Consider the following 19880-nt stretch of genomic DNA (forward strand, 5'->3'; position numbering starts at 1 on the left):
TCTAGGGCGCTACAACGTCCACATCGAGGGTTACCTCGTCCGTGTTTGCGGTAGGGGTGAGGTCATCCCACACCTTCACCGTCGCCGTGTACGAACCGGTTTGAGCGTATCCACCTGCGTAGACCTGGGTCACGTTCAGGGTGCTGGCTGGCGTGGGGAGAACCACCGTCACCACGTAGCCATCGCCGGAGCGGAGCTCCCACTTCACCAGCTTGCGGGCTGCATCCCCAGCCTCGGCTTCAAAGGCGAACGTGACATTGGCGCCCGCAGAGGGGGTCTGCGGGGTGGCGGTGAAGGCCGTGATCACCGGCGGGGGGCTGGTCACGGTGATCGTTGCCGTGGCGGTGAAGTCCTGGGCGGGAGTGGCGTCGTCGGTGACGGTAAGGGTCGCGGTGTAGGTTCCAGGATCGTTGTAGGTGTAAGGTGAACTGTCATCCGGGATCCACCAATCGTAGGTCGCGAAATCCACATCGGATTCGAAGTCGGGCGTCCCGTCGGTCTCATAGTCGAGCGCGACGTGCTTGATCCTCCGCCCCGGCGCGGCGCTGATCGTGGCCCAGAACTCGACATCGAGGGGAGCTGGGCCCGAAGCGGGAACCGCCCCCAGGCTCACGGTCGTCGTCGGTGCTGCACTCACCGTGATCCCCACCGATGCGGAGCTCGTCCGCCCCCGAGCATCCTGGACGGTCAGGGTGGCGATGTAGTCGCCAGGGTCCTCGTAGGTGTGAACGACCGCCACGGTGATGTCGGACCCCTCCGCCGCGGCCGAACCGTCCCCAAACGTGAGGGTGTAGCTCACGATATCCCCCGTGGAGCCTGACAGATCGAACTGCACGGTAAGGGGAGAGGTAACGCTTGCCGTGAGGACGGCCTGGGGCGGGGCGAACAGCCACGCACACCCGGCGAGCCCTAGCCCAAAGACCACCACGAGCCCTATCTTCCAAATCCTGCGCATACCGACCTCCTTCGTCATTGCAGCTGGGGCGAGCGTAGCCCGATCCCAGCATGCCCAATGAGAATCGAGCGAACTCTGGACCGCGGTTCCGTCCATCGGTGGGCGGACACGTGTCCGGGCGAAACCCTGTTTCGCGGCACGGTGTATATTGCCACGGAAGGAGGCGGGGTGCCCGACGGGGAACTTGAGCTCATCCAGCGGAGCCTGAATGGCGACCTGGAGGCATGGGGGGAGATCGTGAGCCGGTACAAAGAGGCCGCGTTCGGGATCGCGGTGGCGATCCTCCGGAACCGCGCCGACGCCGAGGACGCGGTCCAGGATGCGTTCGTCCGCGCCTACGAGCGGTTGGACCGGTACGATCTTTCCCGCAAGTTCTCGACGTGGTTGTTCACGGTGACGGCGAACGTGGCGAAGAACGCGCTGCGCCGTCGCCGGCGGGACCCGCTCCCGAAGGAGGTGTGGGCGGAGGACCCCGCCCAGGCGGTGTGGCAAGAGGAGATGGAGCAGAGCGTGCGCGAAGCGGTGTGGGGCCTTCCCGAGCCGTACCGGGCCCCGCTCGTCCTCCGCTACTGGCACGATTTACCGCTCGAGGAGATCGGCGATGTGCTCGGCCTGCGGCTGGGCACGGTCAAGACACGGTTGCACCGGGCGCGAGCCCTGGTGCGGGCAGAACTTGCGGCACGGGGGGTGATTCGCGATGCGGTTGGATGAACTGGACCCTCTGATCCGGAGGGCGATCGCCCGGGAAGTGGAGGAAGGCCTCCCCGCCGTGGAGGGGTTGGAGGGGCGGGTCATCCGCCAGCTGGCCCAACCGGCCCCCCGCCCGTCGTGGCGGAGGCGGGCCTCCGCAGCCATCGCCCGGCCCCGGATCCGCTGGGGATGGGCCCTCGTCGGCGGGATGGCCATCCTCGCGGTGGGGGTGCTGATCGGGAGGTTCTCCTTCCCCGGCGGGAACCCGCTCCCCCCCGCGGGGGCGAACCTGTTCACCGTGGCGGCGCCGGGGGCGAAGGAGGTCAGCGTGGTCGGGGACTTCTCGGCCTGGCAGCCGATCAACCTATTCGACCACGATGGGGACGGCGTGTGGACGGTGACGGTGGCCCTCCCCCCCGGCCGGTACGAGTACGCGTTCGTCGTGGATGGCCGCTGGGTGGGGCAGGACCCGCTCGCGGCCGAGTACGTGCGCACGTTCGGGGAGTACGTGTCGGTGCGCTACATCGGCGGGGAGGGGCTGTGAGGGGCCTCGTCGTGGCCGTCGCCCTGCTCACGGTGGGGACCATGGCTCAGGTCCCCCTGGCGCCGGTTCCCACCGCAGAGGAGGTCCTCCAGTTCCTCCAGGGGATGCCGATCTCCGCGGCGCTGAAGGCCGCGTTGGCTCCGGTCCTGGGGGCGGGCCTCGCCACGGGACGGGCGACCCCAGCGGTGAGCCTCCCCTTCCTCCGCGGGCTCGCTACCTTGCCCCCTCCTCAGGCCGAGGAGGCCCTCTCGATCGTGTACCGCACGCTCGAACGGGGGTTCATGGTGGACGCGCTGATGAACGATGTGCTGAAGGTGCTCAAGATGGGGCAGCCGTGGGAGGCGGTGATGACGAACCTCCGCATCCGCGCCAACCTCCTCGTGGCTAGCCAGCAGGTGCTTGTCCAGCATGGCATCGTCGGGGTGGGGCCTCAGGGGCCGGGAGGCCCGCTCCTTCCCCAGGACCGGCTCGTTGTGGAGATGGCATGGGCCGTGGGGGATTTCGTGCTCAGCCAGCCACGGGAACCGTTGGAGGCGTTCGTGCGCTCTCGCTTCCAAAAGTTGCGGGGCTCGGTGCTCGACCCGAGCCTCGTGGATCCGCTGCTCGCCGCACTCACACCGGAGCTCGTGGAGCAGATCGCGCGTCAGGCGTATGGACCTAGCCTTTAGAAGGAGGTCGAGGAACATGAAACACATGTGGACCATCGCGCTCGTGCTGGCCATCGGCGTCGCCGCCGTGGGCCAGGTGGAACCGTTGGGGATCGTGGTTGAGCCGCCGGCGGGCGACCTCGTGGTCACGATCACCACCGACAAGCCGGCCTACGCCGTCGGGGAGACGGTGAAGATCACGTTCACCCTTAATACGGCCGCCTACATCATCATCGTGGACCGACATCCGGATGGGAATAGCTATCAGATCTTCCCCAACCAGTATGAGTCCCAGAACTACTTCCCCGCGGGGACGCACACCATCCCCACTCCGGGGAAGGGGTACCAGTTCACGGTGAACCCTCCCCTGGGCACGGAGTGGCTGTGGATCATCGCTTCGACCCAGCCCGTGAGCAGCCTCGCCGGGTTCTCCCCGGGCGAGCCGTTCCCCCTCCTCGGGGCGGACCCTGAGGATGTGCAGGTGCAGGTCCTCGGGCTCGTCCCCGAGCCGACCCAGCGGGCGTTCGACTTCACGAGCTTCGAGATCGTGTCCGGGCCCGCTCCTGGCTATGGCACGCTCATCGTGCGCACCTCGCCGGCAACGGCCAAGCTCTACGTGGACGGCATCTTCCGCGGCTACACTCCCCGGACCCTGAACCTCGTGCCGGGGTTCCACGATATCCTCATCCGCAAGGCGGGATACGGGGACTACACGGCGCGGGTCTACCTCGTAGCGGGGGGAACCCGGACCCTGGATGTGGTCCTCGCGCCGACCGGACCTGCGAACCAGCCTCCGGTCGCCCAGTTCACGTTCACGCCGCCCGTTCCCACCCCAGGGGCGCCTGTCTCGTTCAGCGCCGCTTCGTCCTACGATCCCGACGGGACCATCGTGACCTACCAGTGGGATTTCAACGGCGATGGCGTGTTCGATCGGACGGGCCGGACCGCGACGTGGACGTTCCCCGTGGCGGGCACGTACCCGGTGCGCCTCGTGGTGACGGACGGCCTGGGGGCGACCGGGCAGACAACGCAGCCCGTGGCGGTGGCGGCGATGAACCAGCCACCGGTCGCGCGGTTCGCCTACACGCCCACCGCTCCGCGGCCCAGCGACTGGATCCAGTTCGATGGCGGCGCCTCGTTCGATCCGGATGGATCGATCGCGGCCCACCAGTGGGACTTCCAGAACGACGGGATCTTCGATCGCACCGGTCAAGTGACGTTCTGGCAGTACGCGACGCCGGGCACGTACACGGTGCGGCTCGTCGTAACCGACAACCAGGGGGCTACCGGCCAGGCGACGCAGACGGTCGTCGTCACGCCGCTCGTCATGAACCGGCCGCCGGTGGCACAGTTCACATACAGCCCTGTCTCTCCGACCGTCGGGGCGCCGGTCACGTTCAACGGCACCACTTCCTACGACCCCGATGGGGCCATCGTCGCCTACGCTTGGGATCTGAACGGCGATGGGGCGGTGGATCTCGCTGGGCCGATCGTTTCGTGGGCCTACGCGACGGCGGGGGCGTACAACGCGACCCTCTACGTCACCGATAACGAAGGGGCCACGGGGCAGATGACCCAGCCCGTGATGATTGCGGTGGCGGGGCCTCCGGGGATGCCGGCGATGGCCGTCCCCGGGATCTACGTGTGGGGCACCGACACGTGGCGGATCACGGTGAACGGGGCCTCGACCTGGACCACGCCGCGGAGCTACCGCGTTGAGCTCCGCACGGATGGCGAGTTCATCAACGCGTCCACGGATACCGGCCCGGTCCCGCTGGGGCTCGTCCCCGAACCGGTGAGCGAGGGGTGGCGGATCGTGTTCGAGGGCACGGTGACCTCGGGCCGGATCACCCACTCGTTCCAGGTCCGCAATGCGAACTCGATCTACCTGGACCTGCAGCTGGACATGGACGGAGATGGGGACCTTGACCGCTCGCCGGGGTTCGTGCGGCTGCGCCAGTTCGGGGTCAACCCGCCCCTGAACCCGCTCGTCGTGGGAAACCCGGAGGGGTACAGCGGGGCGTTGGTCCCCTCGCTTAACTTCCGAATTGGGTCCGCCCTCTCCTACACGGAGTTCGTGCGGATCGTGTTCTGGCAGACGACGATCGGGGCGCTCGAGGGGATGTAGGACCTCCGCGCTCCGTGTGCGATGGGGCCCGGCCGACGAGGCCGGGCCCCTCGTCTCCCGGGGATCCCCGCGCTCGGCCCGACCGCCGCGGGGGAGAAACCGCGGCGCGTGGGCTATAATGACCCAACCTGCAAAGGAGGGTCTCGATGAAGGAAATCCGCTGGCACGGGCGAGGGGGGCAGGGAGCGAAGACCGCGTCCCAGATCCTCGCCCAGATCAACCTGCGCGAGGGCAAGTTCGTGCAGTCCTTCCCCGAGTTCGGCCCCGAGCGGTCGGGGGCCCCGATCCGGGCCTATAACCGAATCGCAGACGACGCGATCCGCGTCCATTCTGCGGTGTACGCGCCGGACATCGCCGTGGTGGTGGATGAGTCGCTCCTCACCGCGGAGAGGCCCGCCGACGGGCTCCATCCCGACGGCACGCTCATTGTCAACACCTCCTGTTCGGCCGAGGAGATCCGCCGCCGCACCGGCTACACGGGCCGGATCGTCGTCCTCGACGCGGACCGGATCGCCCGCGAGGCGGGAACAGGGTTCGCCAATATCCCCATGCTCGGGGCGGTGGCCGCTGTGCTTGGCACCCCCTGGGAGCTCGTGGAGGAGGAGGTCCGGGCAACGATGGGGGAACGCATGTCCCGCGACATGCTGGAAAAGAACATCGCCGCGCTGCGAACGGCGTACGAGGCAGCAAAGGGGGCAAGCCATGGCCGATGAACTCAAGGGCTGGAAGGACCTCCCCTTGGGCGGGGTCGTCCCCGGAGGGGCGGCGCGGGAGCTCAACAAGACGGGGAGCTGGCGGGCCGAGCGCCCGATTTGGCATGAGGAGAAGTGCATCCAGTGCTTCCAGTGTTGGCTCCATTGCCCGGACGATTCGATCCTCCTCCACGGCGGGAAGATGACGGGGATCGACTACGACCACTGCAAGGGGTGCGGGCTGTGCGCGGCGATCTGCCCCAAGGATGCCCTGGAGATGGTTCCAGAACGGGAGGGAACATGCGCAAAGTGATGACGGGCCACAAGGCGGTGGCCGAGGCGATGCGCCAGATCGAGCCGGATGTGGTGGCGGTGTACCCGATCACCCCCCAGTCGGAGATCGCCGAGTACTACGCCCAGTACGTGCACGACGGGATCGTCCACTCCGAGCTTGTGCCGGTGGAGAGCGAGCACTCCGCGTTGTCGGCGTGCGTGGGGGCGGCGGCGGCGGGGGCGCGGGTGATGACCGCGACCTCGTCCCAGGGGCTCGCGTTGATGGTGGAAGTCCTGTACATCGCGGCCGGGATGCGGCTCCCGATCGTGATGGCGTTGGCCAACCGGTCGCTTTCGGCGCCGATCAACATCCACTGTGACCACGCTGATGCCTACCTCGCGCGGGACGCGGGCGCGTTCCAGATCTTCTGCGAGAGCGCTCAGGAAGCGTACGACTACACCCTCATCGCCCAGCGGATCGCCGAGCACGAGAAGGTGCGGATCCCGGGGATCGTGAACCTCGACGGGTTCACCCTCACCCACACCTCACAGGTGGTCGAGCCGCTGGAGGACGAGACGGCGAAGAAGTTCGTCGGCCCGTTCAAGGCCCTGTTCCCCCTCCTCGATGTGGACCACCCCGTGTCGTGGGGGACGTTCGCCATGCCCGACTACTACTTCGAGCTGAAACGGGCCCAAGCTGCGGCGATCGAGGAGGTGGCGGGCGTGTTCCTGGAGGTGCAGCGGGCCTACGCCTCCCTCACCGGCCGGCGCTACACAGGGTTCATCGAGCCGTACCGGCTGGACGATGCGGAGCGGGCGGTGGTGGTGTTGGGCTCCACGGCGGGCACGGCGAAGGTGGCCGTGGATCAGCTGCGGGAGAAGGGGGAGAAGGTCGGCGTCCTCAAGGTATGGCTGTATCGGCCGTTCCCCTATGCCGAGGTCGCCCGGGCGCTCGGACACGTGAAGCAGGTGGCCGTTCTCGACCGCGCGTTCTCGTTCGGGGCAATGGGGGCCCTGTACAACGATGTGGCGGCGGCCCTCGTCCCAAGCGAGCGGCGGCCCGTCCTCGCCAACTACATCTACGGGTTGGGAGGGCGGGACGTGACGGTGGAGCAGATCCTGCAAGCGTTTGCCGAGGTGAAGACGGCCCGCCCCGCGACGGGGCTGCGCTACCTCGGCCTGAGGGAGTAGGAGGGACCATGCCAAGCATCAAGACCCTTGCCCAGCGCGAAGAAGCGGGAGTCCGGTTCACGAGCGGCCACACCCTGTGCGCAGGGTGCGCGGAGCCCCTCGTCGTGCGCGCCGTCCTCAACGCGATCGAGGGGCCCGTGGTGGCGGCGAGCCCCACCGGCTGCCTTGAGGTCGCGACGAGCCGTTTCCCGGGGACGGCGTGGAACGTGCCGTGGGTCCACGTCGCGTTCGAGAACGCGGCGGCGGTCATCTCGGGGGTGGAGGCGGCGTACAAGGCCCTCACCAAGACCGGTGCCGTCAAGCGGCGGATCCGGTTCGTCGTGTTCGGCGGCGATGGGGGGACGTACGACATCGGGCTCCAGGCCCTGTCCGGAGCGCTGGAGCGCGGCCACGACTTCCTCTACGTGTGCCTGAACAACGAGGCGTACATGAACACCGGCGTCCAGCGCTCCAGCGCCACGCCGCGCTGCGCCTCGGCCACGACCTCCCCGGTGGGGGACGAGATCCCCGGTAAGCCCCAGGACCGCAAGGACCTCACCGAGATCGTGGTCGCCCATCACGTCCCGTACGCAGGCCAGGCGGCAGTATCGAACCTCATCGATCTCGCGAACAAGGTCGAGCGGGCGATGAAGCACGAGGGGCCGAAGTTCCTCAACGTGCTCACCACGTGCCCGTTGGGCTGGCGGACCCCGCGCGATAGCGCCGTCACCCAGGCGAAGCTCGCTGTGGAAACCCGGTACTGGCCGCTCTACGAAGTGATCGAGGGCGTGTACAAGATCAACTACAAGCCGAAGGAGAACGTGCCGGTGGAGGAGTGGCTGAAGACCCAAGGCCGGTTCCGCCACCTGTTCCGCAATCCCAACGGTAAGGAGCTCATCGCCGAGTTCCAGGCGGCTGTAGACCGGCACTGGAACGAGCTTTTGAGGAAAGAGAAGTGCCTCTCCGGCGGCGAGAGCCAAGGCTAGCTGAGGGAAGGGACCGGCCCAGGCCGTGGTGGGTGGACCTGGGTCGGGACCTCTTCCTCGGGGCCGGGGTGGGGGCGGGGACGGGGGCCTTCTTCCACGACGCCGCGTTCGGCGCGGCGTGCGGGGCGATCATCGGCCTCCTTTTCTTCCTCTACTTCCGGCTCCGGCTGCGGTTGGTTCCCTACTGGAGAGTGAGGCGCTGAAGGTCGGGCTCACGCTGGGCGAAGTGGATCCCGGGGGCCCTGCCAAGACGTGGATCTTGACCGTGGGCGGCGTTGTTTCTCGCCAGCGCCGCGGTGGTGGTGCGGAGCGGGCTACGCTTGTCGAACGCAGGCGACCGCCTCGCCGAGGCGACGGGGATCGGACGGCTGTGGGTGGGGACGATCCTCCTTGCCCTCGCCACGTCGCTTCCCGAACTCGTGACCAACCTGGCGGCGGTCCACCTCGATGCCCCCGACCTCGCCGGCGGGAACATCCTCGGGGCGAACATGCTGAACATCGTTGTCCTTGTTGCGCTCGTGAGCCTGTTCCCGCGAGTCGTGATTCGGCCTATGGAGCGCGACCAAATCTGGCTCGTCGTCACCGCCTTGATCCTCACGGGGGCAGTGCCGGTGCTAGTCGCAATCGGAGGGCGCGTCAACCTGGGCCCAGTCAGCCTGGGCACGGCGTTCATCCTCGGCGGGTACCTGATCGGCATGGCCGTGGTGTACCGCACCCGCAGCTGTCAACCTGCGCCAGCCCCCACCAGCGCCGACCAGGACCCAGAAGAGGCGCCTCCGACGGTGCGCGGGGCATGGGCCAGGTTCGGGCTGGCAACGGCGGGGGTTCTTATCGCTGCCCCTGCCCTCGCCGTGAGCGCTGACCAGTTGGCCACCATCCTCGGGATCGCCGGGAGTTTCATGGGTGTCCTCGCCGTGGCGCTCGTGACGACGATGCCTGAGCTGAGCGTGACTTGGGGGGCGCTGCGCTTGGGTTCAGCGACGATGGCCCTCGGCAACGTGTACGGAAGCTGCGCGTTCAACGTTCTGATCCTGGGGATTGCTGATCTCATGTATCCGAAACCGATCTTCCTCGCCCTTGACCAGTCTCACATCGCAGCGGGCGTGGGAGCTTTCCTTCTCATGGGGCTCGGCCCGGCCTTCTTGGCCCTGCGGACGCGGGGCAAGCTTGCCCTGTCCCAAGCCCTGGCCGTGGTGATGGCCTTGGGATGGGGAGGCTTGATGTACCTTGTGCTCACGCTGGCCCAGTAGCTCCCTGGGTGCTGCTGGTGTCCACTGCCCAGCGGATGCCCCCGACGCACGATGGCCGTTTCGGAGGTCGCATCCGGCAGCGGGGGGTTGAGCATCGCTACCGCAGGCGGGCCAGCTTTGCTCGGGCGGGCTCCCGGACGCTTAGCCAAGCCTGAAGTAGCTCTCGAGCTCGGGTCATGCTCGTGTCGTCGCCTCCTCCACGATCTTGATCTCCTCGTCGGTGAGGCCGTAGAGGTCGTAGACGAGCTGGTCAACCCGGCGGTCCATGGCCACGATCTGCCCCCCGGGCGAGGTGTTGGGCAAGGCACGTCGCCTGACTTATGAGCGCTTGGGGCTGAGCCCCAATCGCTCCAGGCGATGTTTAATTGCCGAAGGGGCGCGCCCGTGTCGTTGGGCAAGCTGGTCGACGTTGAGTCCCTGCGCGAATCCTGCCTTGAGGCGCTGGTCTTCTTCCTCGGTCCAGGCTTCGTAGGCTCTGGGATGCGTGCGACGTTTCTCTTCAAGCGTATACAACTTAGCAGCTCTCTTTGGCGCGATGAAATCCAGGACTGCACCAAGTGCCCAAAACAGGTCCGGGACGTATTGTTCGTCGATCAAGATTCGGGATCGCACGTCCGCGCCATGCTTCACCTCGCTGATGCTCAGGAACCTCGATCCGTCCGGTGTCTCCTTGAGATCAACGTACAGGGTCCGCGATCCGGCCTTGACCCTCACGCTTATGATCTCCGTGTACTCAGGGGTCATTTTGTCGCCTCCTCGACAACGCGGATCTCCTCCTCGGTGAGGCCGTAGAGTTCGTACATAAGGTGATCGATTTGGCGGTCGGTAGCGGCGATTTGGCGCTGGAGGGCGGTCCTTTCATGTTCGGTCTTGGCGGCGGAGGTGGGGTTCACCTTGTGCCACTGGTTGATTCGCGCTTGTACAGGATGTCACGGCCATTCCTTCGCCATGCCCCAGAGGCCGCCGAACCATCGAATCATACCCACGCGCACGTTCTCCGCCGTTCGCACTACGAAACACTGCTTCTTACCGAAACCGTTCAGATTCGTCCCTAGGATCAACATGCTTCGGTCGTCGATTATGAAACGATCGTGTAGTACAGGCCTTGCTGGTAGCCGTACGTGGATATCGCGTCCTGACGCCTGGGCTACGTTGAGTAGTCTCCTGAGTTTCCCGGAATCCCGAATATTTGTGGTCAAGATATCGATCGTGCATTGCGGTGAACACGCATCCAGGTGTTCGACAGTCGCGTAGTCGAAGTAAGGATCGCATACTCTGATGTCGCCGAAGAGGGCGCCTAAAAATTGATGCAGTTGGACGACTTCCTGAACAGCCTTGGCGGGATCAACCATGGTCACAGAGCCACAAACAGCGGCAATTCTGGTCTTCCCACCGGCAAGTAGGAAGTACTCGTGTCTCCCCTTCCGTCGTCTCCGGTCCAAGGTACGCACTTCCCTCGGCGCGGCCATCGTTCCCGCCCCGGTCGTGGGGCTCACTGGTTGTACCGTGCGGTCACCCCGCGGGCAAGCCAGGCGGAACCGACGCGGGTTAGGGGGCGGCTACTCCGCGCCCGGACCGCGCTCGAGGCATTCCTTGAGCCGGTACAGGAGATCGAGGGCCTCGAAGGGGGTCAGCCGGTCCGGGTCCATGCGCCGCAGCTCCTTCAGCACGGGGTGATCGTCGGTGGCAAAGAGGGGGAGCTCCTTCTCACGCGGGGGCAAGGCGGGCGCGCCCTTCTCGAGTTCGTCCAGGGCCCGCTGGGCCTCGCGGAGGACCTCCTCGGGAAGCTGGGCCAGTCGGGCGACGTGAACACCGTAGCTCCGCTCCCCGACCCCGGGGAGGATCCGGTACAGGAAGACGACCTCCCCCTTCCACTCCCGGGCCGCGGCGTGGAGGTTCACGACCCCGGGAGCCTCGTCGGCGAGGCGGGCCAGCTCCCGGTAGTGGGTCGCGAACAGGGTCTTGCACCCGATCTCCATCGCCAGATGGCGGGCGATGGCCCGGGCGAGGACCATCCCATCGTGGGTGCTCGTCCCCCGCCCCAGCTCATCGAGGATCACCAGAGAGCGCGGGGTGGCCCCCCTCAGGATCGCCCCCGCCTCCACCATCTCCGCCATGAACGTGGACAGACCGCCCGTCAGGGCGTCGGACGCTCCGACCCGGGTGTAGATGCGGTCGAACACGGGGAGCTCCGCCTCCTTCGCCGGCACGAACGACCCCATCTGGGCGAGGAGGGCGATGAGCGCCGTCTGGCGAAGGAACACGGATTTGCCGGCCATGTTCGGCCCCGTGACCACCGCCAACTTCACCCCTTCCCCTAGCTCGAGATCGTTGGGCACGAACTGGGTCACTTCCTCCACCATCGGGTGCCGACCCTCGCGGATGCGAACCACGGCCCGATCCGTGAACCGAGGCCGGGTGTACCCCTTGCGACGGGCGACCTCGGAGAGGGATCGCAACGCGTCGAGCTCAGCGAGGGCCTCCCCCACCGCCCCGAGGGCCCCGATCTCCCCCTCCACCCGGCGGCACAGGGAGAGGAACGTGTCCCGTTCAAGTTTCGCGATCCCGTCCTCCGCCGCGGCGAGCCGGTCGGCCAGGGACGCGAGCTCGGCCGAGGTGAACCTCTCCCCACCGGTGAGGGACTGCCGCCTTCGCCAGTCGGACGGGACCTTCGCAAGCTGGGAGCGGGTGACCTCGAAGTAGTACCCGAACACCCGGTTGTAACCGACCTTGAGGCTCGGGATCCCGGTGCGGGCCCGCTCCGCCGCCTCGAGGCCCGCGATCGCCTCCCGCACCTCCCCCGCCTCGCGGCGCAGGGAGTCAAGCGCGGGGTCATAGCCCTCGCGGATGACATCCCCTCCATCGAGGGTCGGGGGCGGAGGGTCCACGATCGCGCGGCGCAGGTCGTCGGCGAGCTCAGCCGGCGCCTTCCCGATCGCGTCGGAGAGGGCGGCAAGCTCCTCCGGCGCGACCGCCAGGAGATCCTTCAGCCGCTCGCCGATCTCGGCCGCCGCGTCCAGGGTGCGGGCGAGGGCGAGGAGGTCCCCGGGGGAGAGCCCCCCCGTGGCCACCCGCCCGCGGAGGCGGGGGAGGTCGCAGCACGACCCGAGCGGGCGAGCGAGCGCGTCGTCCAAACCTGACTGGAGGAGGCAGTCCACCGCATCGAGCCGCCGCTCGATTCCCTCCCGCCGGGCGAGCGGAGCGAGGACCCACCTCCGGAGGAGCCGCCGCCCCATCGCCGTCTTCGTCCGGTCGAGGACGGACAGGAGCGTGACCGCGCCCTCAGCTCGGAGGGGGGTCAGGAGCTCAAGCGAACGCTGGGTGAACGCATCGAGGACGAGCGTCTCCTCCCCCGCCCGCGCCGGCGGCCTCAGGTGAGGGAGATCCCCCACCGTGGCCGTGAGGTAGACAAGGAGCGCGCCCGCGGCTGCCGCCGCGAGCGGAGCATCCCCCAGCTCCCCTGGGAACCGGGCGTGCAGGGCCGCGGAGCTGAAGTCGGCCTCCGGCCGTTCCGTACCTACCCCGGGCAGCTCGACCGGAGGGCGCCACCCCTCGGGGACGATCCACTCCGCCACCGGCAGCCGCGCCGCGAGATGAGCGAGCTCCCCAAGCGGGAGTTCCTCGGCCCAGAACCCGCCCGACGCCGCCTCGGCCCACGCCACCCCCGCCCGTTCCCCCCGCGGCCACACCGCGGCGAGGAGGACGTCCAGCCCGGAGTCGAGGGCCCCCTCCTCGATCATCGTCCCCGGGGTGAGGACCCGCACCACGCCCCGCTTGAGGAGCTTCTTCCCCTGTCCCGGCCGCTCGAGCTGGGAGGCGAGGGCGACCTTGTGCCCCTTGCGGAGGAGGCGCTGCACGTAGAGATCGGCCTTCCGCACCGGGACCCCCGCCATCGGGACCCCCTCCCGGCTGGTGAGGATGATCTCCAGGTCGCGGGCCACGGTCTCCGCATCCTCGAAGAACGCCTCGTAGAAATCGCCGAGCTGAAAGAGAAGGACCGCGTCGGGGTGGCGCGCCTTGAGCTCGCGGTACTGCCGCATCACCGGGGTCAGTTCCATGCCCGGCGGAGTATACCCACCGCCGTCGCCAGGCCGGCTCCACACCGTCGCCACATCCTCGCCCCATGCCCTGCACCTGGATGGGTGAGCCTTCACCCGAAGTCGGTCTCCCAACGGCCATTCTGTGCCGAAGGCAGGGCCCGGCTAGACTCGGGAGCGAGGATGAAGAGGATTCTGGTGGTGGACGACGACCCGTGGGTGCGAAAGCTCGTGCGGGGCTACCTCGAGCGGGCGGGGTTCGCGGTGACAGCCACAGCGAGCGGCGAGGAGGCCCTCGCCGAGTTCACCGCCCACCCCCCCGACCTCGTCGTCCTCGATCTCATGCTCCCCGCGATGGATGGCCTGGAGGTGGCCCGCCGCATCCGAAGCTCTTCCCCGGTCCCGATCATCATGCTCACCGCCCGGTCCACGGAAGAGGACCGCGTGGTGGGACTGGAACTGGGGGCGGATGATTACGTGGTGAAGCCATTCAGCGCCCGTGAGCTCGAGGCACGGGTGCGGGCCGTGTTCCGCCGCGCCGAGTCCGGCCCCGCGGAGCCGCGGGTGGCCGAGGCGGACGGGATCCGACTCGACCTCGAGCGACGGGAGGCGTGGGTGGACGGGAGACCGGTGGAGCTGACGGCGCTCGAGTTCGATCTCCTCGCGTTCCTCGTCCAACACCCCGGCCGCGCGTTCACGCGCCTGGAACTGCTGGAGGCGGTACGGGGATCCTCGTTCGCCTCGTTCGAACGCGCGATCGACTCCCACATCAAGCGCCTGCGGAAGAAGATCGAACCCGTGCCCGAGGCCCCGACCCGGATCGTGACCGTGTACGGGGTGGGGTACAAGCTTGCGGCGGAGGGACCGCGTGAGCCTGGTTAGGAAGCTCTCGTTTCAGACGAAGCTCGTGATCGTGCTCCTCGGGGTGGTCCTCCTCGTGACCACGCTCGGCCTCACCCTCGTGCGGATCTCCGTCAACCGGGCGTTCTCCGACCTCTCCCAGCGCGAGGGGCGGGCCTACGATCAGTGGGTGCGAACGCTCATCACCCGCTACCCTGGGCATCGGGACGACCTCGCTGGGATCGGGCGGTTCCTCGAGGGAAGCCCCCGCGCCCCGGGCTTCCTCCTCGTGAGCCCCGAGGGACAGGTCGTCCTCGCCCAGGACCCCTCCCTCGTGGGGCAGGTCCTCCCCCCCGCCGAAGTGGCGCGGGGAACCCCGATCGAGCTGCCTGACGGGAGCCAGTGGACCATCGTTCCCGTTGAGGAGAGCCCGCCCCCTCCCCTCCACGAGGCGTTCCTCCAGACGGTGAATCGCTCGCTGTGGATCGCCACGGGGGTGGTGGCGGTCGTCGCCCTCATCCTCGCCCTGCTCCTCATTCGCCACCTCACTGGCCCCCTGCGCAACCTGGCGGCCGCAGCCCACCGCATCGCCGCGGGCGACCTCACCGCCCGGGTGGAGGAGACAGGGGAGGACGAGCTGGGGAAGCTCGCCCAGTCGTTCAACGCGATGGCGGAGAGCCTGGAGGAGGCGGAGCGCTCCAAGCGGCAGATGATCGCCGATGTCGCCCACGAACTGCGGACCCCGATCACCGTCCTCCGCGCCGCGGTGGAGGGGTTCGAGGACGGGGTCCTCGAGCCAACCCCGGAGAACCTGTCCGCCCTCAAGGACAAGGTCCACCTCACGGCGCGGCTCATCGAGGACCTCCAGCAGCTCGCCCTGGCGGATATGGGGCGCCTGTCGCTCCGCCAGGAACCGTTCCCGCTCGAGCCGGTCATCGCGGACATCGCGGCGATGATCGGGCCCCAGCTCGAGGATGGGGGGATCCAGCTTGCCCTCGATCTTCCCCCCGACCTCCCCCCCGCGGCTGGCGACCGCCAGCGGATCCAACAGGTCCTCCTCAACCTGATGGCGAACGCCCTCCGCCACACCCCCGCCGGGGGGGAGATCCTTGTCACCGCCCGCGCGGACGGGTCCGAGATCGAGGTGAGCGTGTGCGACACCGGGCCTGGGATCAGCCCCGAAGACGCGGCACACCTCTTCGCGCGGTTTTACCGGGGGCGGGAGGAGCGCGCGGCCGGGACGGGGACGGGCCTGGGCCTGTCGGTGGCGAAGGCGATTGTGGAGGCCCACGGGGGGAGGATCTGGGCCGAGAACCGCCCCACCGGCGGGGCCTGCTTCCACTTCACCCTCCCCCGCGCCCTCACACCGTAATCGTCCATGAGTTGACGCGACGGCTTCTTCCGTTATAATGCGAATCATAATCATGAGCAGGCGGGAGCGGACCCCGAAACAGCACGTGATCCTGGAGGCCATCCAGGGGCGCACCGACCACCCCACCGCGGAGGAGCTGTATCGGGAACTCAACGAGCACGGCCATGCGATCAGCCTGGCCACCGTGTACAGGAACCTGCGCGCCCTGACCCAGGAGGGAAAGGTGCGCGAGCTCCACGGAGCTGGCCCGGATCGGTTCGACCCCACTGTCTCCCCCCATTACCACTTCCGCTGCCACCGCTGCGGCCGGATCTACGACCTCGATCTCCCCTACCGCAGGGAACTGGACAGCCTGAACTTGGGCCTGGGATTCAAGGTGCTGGGACACCAGCTCATCTTCCTGGGCCTGTGTCAAAACTGCCAAGGAGAAAAGGAGGAACCATGGCAAAAGTAGCGCGGGAGATGGTAGAAAGGGCAGGAGTGGATGTGGAACAACTCCTGGAGCTTTTGGTGAACAACGCTGCTGCGGAACTCACCACCTATTACTACTACACCATCCTCAGGGCCAACCTCATCGGCCTGGAGGGAGAAACGATAAAGGAGATCGCTGAGGTAGCGAGGATCGAAGACAGGAACCACTTCGAGGCCTTGGTCCCCCGGATCTACGAACTGGGCGGGGAGCTCCCCGATGACATGGTGCAGTTCCACAATCTTTCCGCGTGCCGGCCCGCCCACCTTCCGGAGAACCCCCGAGATGTGAAGGGGATCCTGACGGTGCTGGTGGAGGCGGAGCGGTGCGCCGTGCGAGGCTACACCCAAATCTGCAACATGACCGCCGGCAAAGACCACAGGACCTACGACCTTGCCCTTTCCATCTTGCATGAGGAGATCGAGCATGAGTCGTGGTTCTCTGAGTTTCTGGGGGAGGGTCCGTCCGGGCACTTCATGCGCCGGGGGGAAACCTCTCCCTTCGTCTCCAAGTTCCTCAAGTAGAGGGTGCGGCGGGGCTACACCGGTGAAGAACTCACCCAGTTGTAACCGAGACCAGTGCCCGTCCCCTGCACGGGACGGAGTTTCTGAAAATCAGGAGGGGTAAAGAATGCGTAAAATGACGGAACAGAACCTGAGGGACGCGTTCGCCGGGGAATCCCAGGCCCACATGCGCTACCTCATCTTCGCCGACGTGGCCGAACGGGAAGGAAAGCCCAACATCGCCCGCCTGTTCCGGGCGATCGCCTACGCGGAACAGGTCCACGCCCAAAACCACTACCGCGAGCTCGGGATGATCCGGGGCTCCGCCGACAACCTCACGGTGGCCATCGACGGCGAGACCTATGAGGTGGAGGAGATGTACCCGGCCTACAACGCCGTGGCCGAGCTCCAGGGGGAGAAGGGCGCCGTAAGGAGCACCCACTACGCTCTGGAGGCGGAGAAAATCCACGCCCAGATGTACAAGGGGGCCCAGGAGGCCGCCCAGGCCGGGAAGGATATCCAGCTCAAGACCGTGTACATCTGCCCGATCTGCGGATACACCGCGGAGGGCGAGGCCCCCGCCCGGTGCCCGGTTTGTCAGGCCCCGCGGGAGAAGTTCCGCGCGTTCTGACGGGAAAGGAGGAACGATGGGAAAGAAGGCGCAGGAGATCGTTGGGATGAAGGTGGAGGAGCTGGTGGAGCAGCTCAACCGGGCCTATGCCGATGAGTGGCTCGCCTTCTACCAGTACTGGGTAGCGGCACAGATCGCCTCCGGCCGGGGATCCCAGCCCGTGGTGGAGGAGCTAACGCGGATCGCCGACGAGGAACTCGAACACGCCGAGGAGCTCGCCCAGCGGATCGTCCAGCTGGGGGGGAAACCCCTTCCCCATCCTAAGTTGTGGCTGGAGAAAACGAACTGCGGCTACAGTGAGCCGCCGGACTCCCGGGACCTGGAGAAGCTGCTCCGCACAAGCATCGACGCCGAGCGCTGTGCGGCCTCCGTCTACCAGAAGCTCGCCACGCTCACCCACAGTAAGGATCACATCACGTACCAGCTGGTCTGCCACATTCTGGCCGAGGAGCTCAACCACGAGGATGCTTTTGAGAACCTGCTCTAAGGAGGAGACCATGGAAGAACGGCGTATCCCATTGATCGGTGACCCCGCCCCCGCGTTCGTCGCCCAGACGACCCGGGGGAAGATCGACTTCCCCAAGGACTACCAGGGAAAGTGGGTGATCCTATTCTCGCACCCGGGGGACTTCACCCCTGTCTGCACCACGGAGTTCGTGGCCTTCGCCAAGCGGTACCCGGAGTTCCAGAAGCTAGGGGCGGAGCTCATCGGGCTTTCGGTGGACCACGTCTACTCCCACATCAAGTGGACGGAGTGGATCGAGGAGAAGCTCCGGGTGAAGATCCCGTTCCCGATCATCGCCGACACGACGGGGAGGATCGCGGGGCTCTACGGGATGATCCACCCCGGGGCCTCGGAGTCGGCCGCGGTGCGGGCGGTGTTCCTCATCTGCCCCCAGGGGATCGTGCGCGCGATCGTGTACTACCCAGCGAATATCGGGCGGAACATGGACGAGATCGTCCGGCTCCTCAAGGCATTCCAGACCGCGGTGAAGGAGAAGGTGGCCCTCCCCGCCGATTGGCCGAAGAACGGGCTCATCGGTGACCACGGGATCCTCCCCGCCCCCGATACCGAGGATGGGGCCAAGAAGCGATTGGCGGAAGCCCAGGCTGGAGCCTACGAGTGCTACGACTGGTGGTTCTGTCACCGCAAGCTCAAGGAGGCCGCGTGATGGAACGTCATCTGACCCAATCTCGACCGACGGAAAGCTGAAGGGTAGAGGAGGAAACAATGGGAATCGCAGCGAAGATCCAAACCGCTGATTGGCAGAAGGAAAAGCACGTCCCAGCGCTCGAGTGCCCGGACCGGGTGAAGGCGGACACGTGGACCCAGGTGAAGGTCTCCCTCGGCAAGGCGACCGCCCATCCCAATACGACCGAGCACCATATCCGCTGGATCGGGGCCTATTTCGCCCCTGACGGGGACAAGTTCATCTACGAGCTCGGAAAGTTCGAGTTCAACGCCCATGGCGAGGCCGTGGCCGGGCCGAACCAGGGCCCTGTGTACACCCATCACGAGGTGACGTTCTCCTTCAAGACGACGAAGCCCGGGACGCTCCACGCCCTGGCGTACTGCAACATCCACGGCTTGTGGGAGGCGGAGAAGCGGATCGAGGTGGGATAGCAGGCTCCCCCGGGCGGCACGGTACAACGAACCGGGGCCGGGGAGAGCCCTCCCCGACCCCGGGCTCACCCCCTACCGGCCCATCCTCGTGCCGCGAGGGCCGAGGCAAGCGCTCGTGCCCTGGCAGTTTGCGCATTCAAACTGGATCGTGGTGTGGCTGATCCCAAATTCATCGGCGAGGACCCGCTTCAGGTCCGCCATCACAGCTCCCGCTCTGCTCAGCGCCTGATCGGCAATCACAACGTGGGCGGACAGGGCGACGTACCCCGGACTCACCGTCCACACGTGGAGGTCATGGACCTCCGCTACCCCCGGAACTCCGGACATCGCCTTCAAGACGGAGCTCGCTCGCATCCCTTCAGGCGTCCCCTCGACGAGGATGTGCCCGGCTCGGCGCACCACCCGCACCGCGCCGACGAGGATCAGCACCGCGATCGCGAGGCTCACCAGGGGATCGGCGATCGTCCATCCGGTGGCGAGGATCACGACCCCTGCCCCGATCACGCCCACCGAACCCAGGGCGTCGCCCACCACGTGGAGGAACGCGCTGTGGACGTTGAGGTCGTGGCGGTCGTGGCGATGGAGCACCCCCGCCACGCTGATGTTCACGACGAGCCCCGCCCCGGCCACGGCGAGCATCGGCCCCGCCAGGATGGGGGATGGGTTACGGATCCGCCCGATCGCCTCCCAGAAGATCCCCACCGCCACCGCCGCCAGCGTGGCCCCGTTGACGAGCGCGGCCAGGACCTGCACCCGGTGGTACCCATAGGTGTGCCGGTCCGTGGGGGGGCGGCGGGCAGCCTTGAGGGCGGCGTAGGACAGGGCAAGGGCGAACGCGTCCAGGAAGACGTGCGCCGCATCGGAGAGGAGGGCAAGGCTCCTCGTGAGGAGCCCGCCCACGACCTCGGCGACGCAGACGAGTGCAGTGATCCCGGCAGCGAGGAGGAGCCTTCCCTCGCTGTGAGAACGTGTCGCCATCGCCTGTGCATGATCCCGACCGGACGCCGCCCGCGCAAGGCCGTCCATGGGCCTGGTCGAACGTGCTACCGGAAGAAGGATCGGTTCCCGC

The 19880-nt window shown here is 67.2% G+C and carries 24 protein-coding genes; 18 read left to right on the forward strand and 6 right to left on the reverse strand.

The window, feature by feature from the left end; genetic code table 11:
- Position 1: 1 nt before the first annotated feature.
- Positions 2-955: a PKD domain-containing protein gene (locus BARAN1_RS05890; protein WP_157959526.1), complete on the reverse strand. Its 954-nt coding sequence runs from the start codon at positions 953-955 to the stop codon at positions 2-4.
- 168 nt (positions 956-1123) lie between these two features.
- On the opposite strand from BARAN1_RS05890, the gene BARAN1_RS05895 reads away from it, so the two are divergent.
- The 10 genes from BARAN1_RS05895 to BARAN1_RS05930 all read left to right on the forward strand — a co-directional run bounded on the left by BARAN1_RS05895 (position 1124) and on the right by BARAN1_RS05930 (position 9335).
- Entirely contained in the window at positions 1124-1666 is a 543-nt protein-coding gene (locus tag BARAN1_RS05895) for a sigma-70 family RNA polymerase sigma factor (RefSeq protein WP_162297761.1), read from the forward strand.
- A complete protein-coding gene (locus tag BARAN1_RS05900) occupies positions 1653-2189 on the forward strand; it encodes an early set domain-containing protein (RefSeq protein WP_122031625.1) in 537 nt (178 codons plus the stop codon). The genes BARAN1_RS05895 and BARAN1_RS05900 overlap by 14 nt, the downstream gene beginning before the upstream one ends.
- Positions 2186-2857 (forward strand): hypothetical protein, encoded by a 672-nt coding sequence (locus tag BARAN1_RS06590; RefSeq protein ID WP_162297762.1) that lies wholly within the window; start codon positions 2186-2188, stop codon positions 2855-2857. The genes BARAN1_RS05900 and BARAN1_RS06590 overlap by 4 nt, the downstream gene beginning before the upstream one ends.
- Before the next feature lie 16 nt (positions 2858-2873).
- Complete coding sequence (locus BARAN1_RS05910) at positions 2874-4964, forward strand: PKD domain-containing protein (protein ID WP_162297763.1); 2091 nt, start codon at positions 2874-2876, stop codon at positions 4962-4964.
- 146 nt (positions 4965-5110) lie between these two features.
- On the forward strand, positions 5111-5677 hold the full coding sequence (locus tag BARAN1_RS05915) for a 2-oxoacid:acceptor oxidoreductase family protein (protein ID WP_162297764.1): 567 nt from the start codon (positions 5111-5113) through the stop codon (positions 5675-5677).
- Entirely contained in the window at positions 5667-5969 is a 303-nt protein-coding gene (locus BARAN1_RS06595; RefSeq protein ID WP_162297765.1) for a 4Fe-4S dicluster-binding protein, read from the forward strand. The genes BARAN1_RS05915 and BARAN1_RS06595 overlap by 11 nt, the downstream gene beginning before the upstream one ends.
- A complete protein-coding gene (porA, locus tag BARAN1_RS05920; protein WP_122031628.1) occupies positions 5957-7120 on the forward strand; it encodes a pyruvate ferredoxin oxidoreductase in 1164 nt (387 codons plus the stop codon). The genes BARAN1_RS06595 and porA overlap by 13 nt, the downstream gene beginning before the upstream one ends.
- Positions 7121-7128: 8 nt before the next feature.
- On the forward strand, positions 7129-8085 hold the full coding sequence (locus BARAN1_RS05925) for a thiamine pyrophosphate-dependent enzyme (RefSeq protein WP_122031629.1): 957 nt from the start codon (positions 7129-7131) through the stop codon (positions 8083-8085).
- A 32-nt stretch (positions 8086-8117) separates the two neighbouring features.
- Positions 8118-8288, forward strand: a complete 171-nt coding sequence (locus BARAN1_RS06540; RefSeq protein ID WP_157959527.1) for a hypothetical protein — start codon at positions 8118-8120, stop codon at positions 8286-8288.
- Positions 8289-8360: 72 nt separating this feature from the next.
- A complete protein-coding gene (locus tag BARAN1_RS05930; RefSeq protein WP_122031630.1) occupies positions 8361-9335 on the forward strand; it encodes a sodium:calcium antiporter in 975 nt (324 codons plus the stop codon).
- A 174-nt stretch (positions 9336-9509) separates the two neighbouring features.
- On the opposite strand, the gene BARAN1_RS06800 is transcribed toward BARAN1_RS05930, so the two are convergent.
- The 4 genes from BARAN1_RS06800 to mutS all read right to left on the reverse strand — a co-directional run bounded on the left by BARAN1_RS06800 (position 9510) and on the right by mutS (position 13393).
- Positions 9510-9638: a hypothetical protein gene (locus tag BARAN1_RS06800; protein ID WP_269460764.1), complete on the reverse strand. Its 129-nt coding sequence runs from the start codon at positions 9636-9638 to the stop codon at positions 9510-9512.
- A 15-nt stretch (positions 9639-9653) separates the two neighbouring features.
- Complete coding sequence (locus tag BARAN1_RS05940) at positions 9654-10079, reverse strand: hypothetical protein (protein WP_122031631.1); 426 nt, start codon at positions 10077-10079, stop codon at positions 9654-9656.
- The gene (locus tag BARAN1_RS06545; protein WP_157959528.1) at positions 10076-10228 is read right to left on the reverse strand and encodes a hypothetical protein; all 153 of its coding nucleotides are present in this window, start codon (positions 10226-10228) and stop codon (positions 10076-10078) included. The genes BARAN1_RS05940 and BARAN1_RS06545 overlap by 4 nt, the downstream gene beginning before the upstream one ends.
- Positions 10229-10894: 666 nt before the next feature.
- Complete coding sequence (gene mutS / locus BARAN1_RS05945; RefSeq protein ID WP_122031632.1) at positions 10895-13393, reverse strand: DNA mismatch repair protein MutS; 2499 nt, start codon at positions 13391-13393, stop codon at positions 10895-10897.
- Between the two features lie 162 nt (positions 13394-13555).
- Here mutS and BARAN1_RS05950 point away from each other — a divergent pair, with 162 nt between their 5' ends.
- The 8 genes from BARAN1_RS05950 (at position 13556) to BARAN1_RS05985 (ending at position 18811) form a co-directional block, all read left to right on the forward strand.
- A complete protein-coding gene (locus BARAN1_RS05950) occupies positions 13556-14254 on the forward strand; it encodes a response regulator transcription factor (protein ID WP_122031802.1) in 699 nt (232 codons plus the stop codon).
- Entirely contained in the window at positions 14241-15584 is a 1344-nt protein-coding gene (locus tag BARAN1_RS05955; protein ID WP_162297766.1) for a HAMP domain-containing sensor histidine kinase, read from the forward strand. Before BARAN1_RS05950 ends, BARAN1_RS05955 begins: the two co-directional genes overlap by 14 nt.
- A 52-nt stretch (positions 15585-15636) precedes the next feature.
- Positions 15637-16038 carry a Fur family transcriptional regulator gene (locus BARAN1_RS05960; RefSeq protein ID WP_157959529.1) on the forward strand — a complete coding sequence of 134 codons (402 nt, stop codon included), beginning with the start codon at positions 15637-15639 and terminating at the stop codon, positions 16036-16038.
- Positions 16026-16577 (forward strand): DNA protection during starvation protein, encoded by a 552-nt coding sequence (gene dps, locus BARAN1_RS05965; RefSeq protein WP_122031635.1) that lies wholly within the window; start codon positions 16026-16028, stop codon positions 16575-16577. Before BARAN1_RS05960 ends, dps begins: the two co-directional genes overlap by 13 nt.
- Before the next feature lie 106 nt (positions 16578-16683).
- Positions 16684-17187, forward strand: coding sequence for a rubrerythrin family protein (locus BARAN1_RS05970; RefSeq protein ID WP_122031636.1), 504 nt, complete (start codon positions 16684-16686; stop codon positions 17185-17187).
- Positions 17188-17203: 16 nt separating this feature from the next.
- Positions 17204-17674, forward strand: coding sequence for a ferritin-like domain-containing protein (locus BARAN1_RS05975; protein WP_122031637.1), 471 nt, complete (start codon positions 17204-17206; stop codon positions 17672-17674).
- A 10-nt stretch (positions 17675-17684) separates the two neighbouring features.
- A complete protein-coding gene (locus BARAN1_RS05980; protein WP_122031638.1) occupies positions 17685-18359 on the forward strand; it encodes a peroxiredoxin in 675 nt (224 codons plus the stop codon).
- A gap of 59 nt (positions 18360-18418) precedes the next feature.
- Entirely contained in the window at positions 18419-18811 is a 393-nt protein-coding gene (locus BARAN1_RS05985) for a class II SORL domain-containing protein (RefSeq protein WP_122031639.1), read from the forward strand.
- A gap of 72 nt (positions 18812-18883) precedes the next feature.
- On the opposite strand, the gene BARAN1_RS05990 is transcribed toward BARAN1_RS05985, so the two are convergent.
- Positions 18884-19789 carry a cation diffusion facilitator family transporter gene (locus BARAN1_RS05990; protein WP_157959530.1) on the reverse strand — a complete coding sequence of 302 codons (906 nt, stop codon included), beginning with the start codon at positions 19787-19789 and terminating at the stop codon, positions 18884-18886.
- Positions 19790-19880: the final 91 nt, after the last annotated feature.

Source organism: Candidatus Bipolaricaulis anaerobius, from assembly GCF_900465355.1.
In the GTDB taxonomy this organism is placed as follows: domain Bacteria; phylum Bipolaricaulota; class Bipolaricaulia; order Bipolaricaulales; family Bipolaricaulaceae; genus Bipolaricaulis; species Bipolaricaulis anaerobius.